Origin of the sequence: Bradyrhizobium sp. AT1, from assembly GCF_001590795.1 — a bacterium.
Classification (GTDB): Bacteria; Pseudomonadota; Alphaproteobacteria; order Rhizobiales; family Xanthobacteraceae; genus Bradyrhizobium.
The window spans coordinates 3,787,941-3,793,605 of the sequence record NZ_JXDL01000001.1; the positions used below are offsets into that span (position 1 = coordinate 3,787,941).

Sequence of the window (5,665 nt, forward strand, 5' to 3'; positions counted from 1 at the left end):
ACCCCGCTCGCGCTGCGCGCGATCGACCCTCCCCCTCCAGGGGAGGGTAAGCAGTCCGCCAGCACCTTCCACTTGAACAGCGGTGAATCCTTCGGTGGTGACAGCTCTGGCGTCCAGCCGGTGAGCTTCTCGATCACATAGGTATCCGAGCGAACGCCGCGCCAGCTTCGGTCGACTTCGCCGAGCGGCTCGCGCCTCGCCGGAATGTTCTCCCACAGCGACGAGCGATCGTCCGGCTTGCGGCCGACATAGATGCCGGCGTGGCCCTTGATCCTGTCCAGGCCGGGATCGGCAAAATCCTGGAAGCGGCCCCGTTCGTTGATTTCGACGACGGGCACGCGGCCGCGGAACAGCCAGCGCATCATGGCGTAGGTGCGATAGTCCGTGGTCGCGATCCACCTCGCACCGGTCTCGTCGAGCGCGGCCTGCGCGCGCGCGGCGACCTGCTCATAGCCGGCCTCGGCGCCGATCGGGTCGATCTTGCCGAGCAGATTCCAGGGCGCTGCGACGTAATACAGGAACACGATGACGACGAAGGCGAGCCCAGAGACGATGGCCGTCCTCGCCCAGAACAGCGAAGATCGCAGCATGCGCGCCGACCAATCCTCCTTGATCATCGCCGCGAGGTTGACGGCAGCCGCCGCGAAGCCGACCGGCCACATGAACATCGGCCAGGTATCGCCGACCCGCAGCGTCGTCGACTTGAAAAGGAAATAGAGGAACGGCACCAGCACCGCGGTCGACAGCAGGATCGCGACGGGCTCGCGCGTGCGATAGCCGCGCCATGCCGTCAGCACCAGCCCGGTCAGCACCACCGGCAGCATGACGAAGCCGACCAGGCCGAATTGCAGGCCGATGAAGTCGCCGATGGTCCGCAGCGAGATGCCGTAATTGGCGGTGGCGCGCACGCCCTGAAAGCGGAACGAGGCCCAATCGTGCTGCGCGTTCCAGATCAGCACCGGCGAGAATGCGACGATCACAAGCAGTACCGCGAGATAGGGATACGGACTGCGCAACCAGCGCCAACGCCAATCCGGCACCAGCAGGAACGCGGCAACTGCGGGTGCAAACATGATCGCGGTGAATTTCGACAGCATCGAGAGACCGGCGAACAGACCGGCCGCCAGCCACCAGCGACCGTCGCCGCTCTGCGCCAGCCGCACCAGCGACCACATCATCGCCACCGCAAACGGGATCATGGCGACATCGGGCGCGACCTTGGCCATCAGCAGGCCGTAATAGAGCGCAGCCTCCGGCATCAGCACCGCGAGCACGACCGCGCGCACGTCGTGGGTGAGGCGGCGGACGATGTCGGCCAGCAGCAGCTGCGTCACCAGCATCGCGACGATGCCGCCGAAGCGGACACCGAGCGCGGTGTCGCCGAAGATCGCGGTTCCGAAACGGATCAGCCAGGCGATGCCAGGGGGATGATCGAGGAAGCTGAACGCGCTCTCCTTCGACCAGGTCCAGTAATAGGCCTCGTCGGTGCGCAGCTCGATCGCGGAGGCGTAGACGATGCGCAGCAGCGTCATCGCGGCGATGACGAGCAGCGCAACACGGATGAGGCGGCGTTCGGAGCCGCCGGGCTTCACGGAGATATCGGGAGTGATCGTCACGGCCGCGCTTTTCGCCAACCTGGGAGGGGGAGTCAATGCGGGGGAGTGGCGCCGCAAACACCGCTGTCGTCCCGGGCAAGCGTCAGCGCAGACCCGGGACGACGGCGGTGGGTGTGGCGGACGCCCTTGCCTACCCTACGATTTCGTAACCTTGCCGGGCATGTGATCCCGTCAGCTGTCCACGCCGGGAATTAAACGCTACGCTGGCTGTTCTTCCCAGTGAACTGATACAACCGAATCATGGCCATCGCTCCTGCACACATGTCCGAGCTCGTCCGCGCCACCAGCGTGCGGCAGGTGCGGCTCATCTGCGGGGTGATCCTGTTCTGCTACGTGATCAGCCATTTCCTCAACCATGCGCTCGGCAACATCTCGGTCGAGGCGATGGAGGCCGGGGTCTACTATCACACCCTGTTCTGGCAGTTCCTGCCCGTCGCGATCCTGTTCTACACGGCGGCGCTCACGCATATGGGGCTCGGCATCTACGCGCTGTACCAGCGCCGCCAGTTCCGCTGGCGGACGATCGAGCCGCTGCAGCTCGTGCTGGGCCTCAGCATCCCCGCGCTGGTCATGGCGCATGTGGTCGGGGTGCGGCTCGGCTACACGCTGTATGATCATCAGAAGCTCTACCCGCAGGAGCTCTATCTCTTCTTCGTCGCGGCGCCCGGCCGGCTCTGGCAGATGACGATCCTGTTGCTGATCGCCTGGGTGCATGGCTGCATCGGCATCTATTTCTGGCTTCGCCTCAAACCGTTCTTCACGCGCGCGGCACCCTATCTGCTGGCCGCCGCCGTGCTGGTCCCGACACTGTCGCTGCTCGGCATCTACCAGGGCGGCCGCAACGTCGCGTACGAAGCCGATGACGGGGAATGGCGCACGCACAATCTCACGCGCCGCCAGGTCGGCACCACGGCCGAGGCCGCGACGCTCGATCGGATCACCGGCGCCTTCACCATCACTTATTTTGGGCTGCTGGGCCTGGCGCTGGCGGCACGCGGCGTGCGGGCATGGCGCGAACGGCGCGGCGGCATGATCGCGCTGTCCTACGGCAACGGCAAGACGGTGCGCGTGCCCAAGGGGCTCTCGGTGCTGGAAGCAAGCCTGCGCCACAACGTGCCGCATGCCAGTGTCTGCGGCGGCCGCGCCCGCTGCTCGACTTGCCGCATCCGCATCATCGGCGACCATGGCGCCCTGCCCACACCGTCGCAGCGCGAGGCCTTCGTCCTCACCCGCGTCGGCACCGCCGATCCCTCGATCCGGCTGGCCTGCCAGTTGCGGCCAACGTCCGACCTCTCCTTCTTCCAACTCTTCACGCCGCACACGCATGCGGCGGACGGGCAGGCCTCGACGCCAGCCAGAATCGGCCAGGAGCGCTATCTCGTCAGCCTGTTCGTGGACATGCGCGGCTCGACCCAGCTCGCCGAGAAGCGGCTGCCGTTCGACACCGTCTTCATCGTCAACCGCTTCCTCGGGGCGGTGTCGCAGGCCGTGATCGAGCACGGCGGCCAGCCGAACCAGTTCGTCGGCGACGGCATGCTGGCGCTGTTCGGATTGACTGCCGATCCGCTAACCGCCTGCCGGCAGGCGCTGAAGGCAGCCAGCAGCATTGCCACTCAGATCGACGAGCTCAACGAGCTCCTGAGCCACGATCTCCGCCAGCCGATCCGCTTCGGCGTCGGCATTCACGGCGGCGAGGTCATCATCGGCGACATCGGTTATCGCGATCACATCGTCTTCACCGCGCTGGGCGATGCCGTGAATGTCGCGGCCCGGCTGCAGGACATGACCAAGACGCTGGCGTGTGAAGCGATCGTCTCGGAGGAAGTCCGCCGCACCGCCGGCCTCGTCGACGACGCCTTGCCACAGCAGGAGGTCACGATCCGCGGACGCGACGAGCCGCTCGCCGTGCGCGTGGTGGCGGATGCGCGGGAGCTGGCGGCGCTGGTCGATCAAAGCGAGCGCGTGGCGGCGTAATGTTCGCCTCTCCCCGCCTGCGGCAGGAGAATCGCATATGGCGCGCACGATGTGGCGGCAACGGCAGCGAGCTCCCTCCCCCGCTGGCGAGGGAGGGTTGGGGTGAGGGCTGTTTCCGCAATGGGATTATCGAAAATTGCGGAGGGAATCCCCAAGAGGTGAGAGGGACTTTCCGCGAGTCCGACTATCACCTTCCCTGCCGAGACTCCCCCTCACCCCAACCCTCTCCCCGCAAGCGGGGCGAGGGAGCGCACCACCCATCGCGGCTACAGCTCGGCTCAATCTCACAACAGCCGTAACACCGGCCTGCTGCAACGCAGCGGCATGGGCCTGCTGCGAAAGCACGAATTGACTTCGACCAAATGGTTGAGACAGATGGACGCAGGATCGCGGTGATGACCGCAGGTCCGACGAAAAGCTCCGGGAGGGGACGGGAATGTTCGATCGACGCGACCTGCTCAAAGGAGCGGGCCTTGCCGCCATGGCGGCCACACTGAATTCCACCAAGGCGCTGGCCCTCGACACCGTCACGCTTCCCTTCGCCAATGGCGAACGGCCGCTGGTGAAATATCCGCAGAAGCGGCCGATGATCGGCCTGACCAGCCGGCCGCCACAGCTCGAAACGCCGTTCGCGATCTTCAACGACGGTCCGATCACGCCGAATAACGCGTTCTTCGTGCGCTATCACCTCTCCGACCTGCCCTACAATCTCGATCCCGACAAGTTCACGCTGGAGGTCAAGGGCAAGGTCGACAAGCCGCTCAAGCTGTCGCTGAAAGACATCCGGAAGATGAAGGCGACCGAGATCGTCGCCGTCGCGCAGTGCTCAGGCAACAGCCGCGGCTTTTTCGAGCCGCGCGTCGCCGGCGGCCAGCTCGCCAACGGCGCGATGGGCTGTGCGCGCTGGCGCGGCGTGCCGCTGAAGGCCGTGCTGGAGATGGCCGGCGTGCAGAGCGGCGCCAAGCAAGTCACCTTTGGCGGCATGGATGGCCCGGTCAGCGACAAGACGCCTGACTTCGTCAAGGCGCTCGACATCGATCACGCCAATGACGGCGAGGTGATGCTGGCCTATGGCATGAACGGCGAGGATTTGCCGTTCCTCAACGGCTTCCCGCTGCGCCTGATCGTGCCCGGTTATTACGGCACCTACTGGGTCAAGCACCTCAACGAGATCAATGTCATCGAGAATGTCTATGACGGCTTCTGGATGAAGTCGGCCTATCGCATTCCCGACACGCCGAACAATTCGATCGAGCCCGGCACCACGCCGAAGGCGACGATCCCGATCAACCGCTTCACCATCCGCTCCTTCATCACCAGCGTGCCTGATGGGGCCAGGCTGAAAGCCGGCCGTACCACCCTGCGCGGCATCGCCTTCGACGGCGGCAAGGGCATCAAGGATGTTCAGGTCTCCACCGACGGCGGCAAAACCTGGATGAGCGCAAAACTCGGCAAGGATCTCGGCAAATACGCGTTCCGCGAATGGAAGCTGCCGGTGAAGCTCGCGGCGGGCAGCGTCGAGCTCAAGGTGCGCGCCACCGGCAATGGCGGCGAGACGCAGCCGGACACGCCGCGCTGGAACCCGGCGGGCTATTTGCGCAACGTCGTCGAGACCACCCGCGTGACCGTGGCCTGAGGGAGAATGATCATGCAGCGCACCGTTCTCCTCGCCATCACGCTCGCCCTCGCCAGCGGCTTCACGGCCGCGACGGCGGCGCCCGTCAACTACCAGCTTCCGGACGAGGTCGCCGCCTTCAAGGAGGGGCCCGACCTCGAAATCGTCAAGGGCAATTGCAGCGCCTGCCACTCGGCCGACTACATCAAGACGCAGCCGCCGATGAAGGACAAGAAGGGCTTCTGGCAGGCCGAGGTGACCAAGATGATCAAGGTCTATGGCGCACCGATCGACGATGCCGACGTCGGCAAGATCGTCGATTACCTGGCTGCGACTTATTGACGGACGGCGCGCGCTTTATTCTTACCCTCCCCTGGAGGGGGAGGGTCGATCGCGCGGAGCGCGAGCGGGGTGGGGTGATCTCTCAACACGAACAGCGCTCGATGCGGAGAGACTGTCA

4 protein-coding genes are annotated in these 5,665 nt (G+C 65.4%); 3 read left to right on the forward strand and 1 reads right to left on the reverse strand.

The window, feature by feature from the left end:
• The coding region (locus SE92_RS17670; protein ID WP_157095899.1) for a glycosyltransferase family 39 protein at positions 1–1,532 on the reverse strand (1,532 nt) is incomplete at its 3' end.
• Positions 1,533–1,856: 324 nt separating this feature from the next.
• On the opposite strand from SE92_RS17670, the gene SE92_RS17675 reads away from it, so the two are divergent.
• The 3 genes from SE92_RS17675 (at position 1,857) to sorB (ending at position 5,547) form a co-directional block, all read left to right on the forward strand.
• On the forward strand, positions 1,857–3,590 hold the full coding sequence (locus SE92_RS17675; protein ID WP_063196978.1) for an adenylate/guanylate cyclase domain-containing protein: 1,734 nt from the start codon (positions 1,857–1,859) through the stop codon (positions 3,588–3,590).
• A 436-nt stretch (positions 3,591–4,026) separates the two neighbouring features.
• On the forward strand, positions 4,027–5,226 hold the full coding sequence (gene sorA, locus SE92_RS17680; RefSeq protein WP_063196980.1) for a SorA family sulfite dehydrogenase catalytic subunit: 1,200 nt from the start codon (positions 4,027–4,029) through the stop codon (positions 5,224–5,226).
• Between the two features lie 12 nt (positions 5,227–5,238).
• On the forward strand, positions 5,239–5,547 hold the full coding sequence (gene sorB / locus SE92_RS17685; RefSeq protein ID WP_063196982.1) for a SorB family sulfite dehydrogenase c-type cytochrome subunit: 309 nt from the start codon (positions 5,239–5,241) through the stop codon (positions 5,545–5,547).
• The last annotated feature ends 118 nt before the right edge of the window (positions 5,548–5,665 follow it).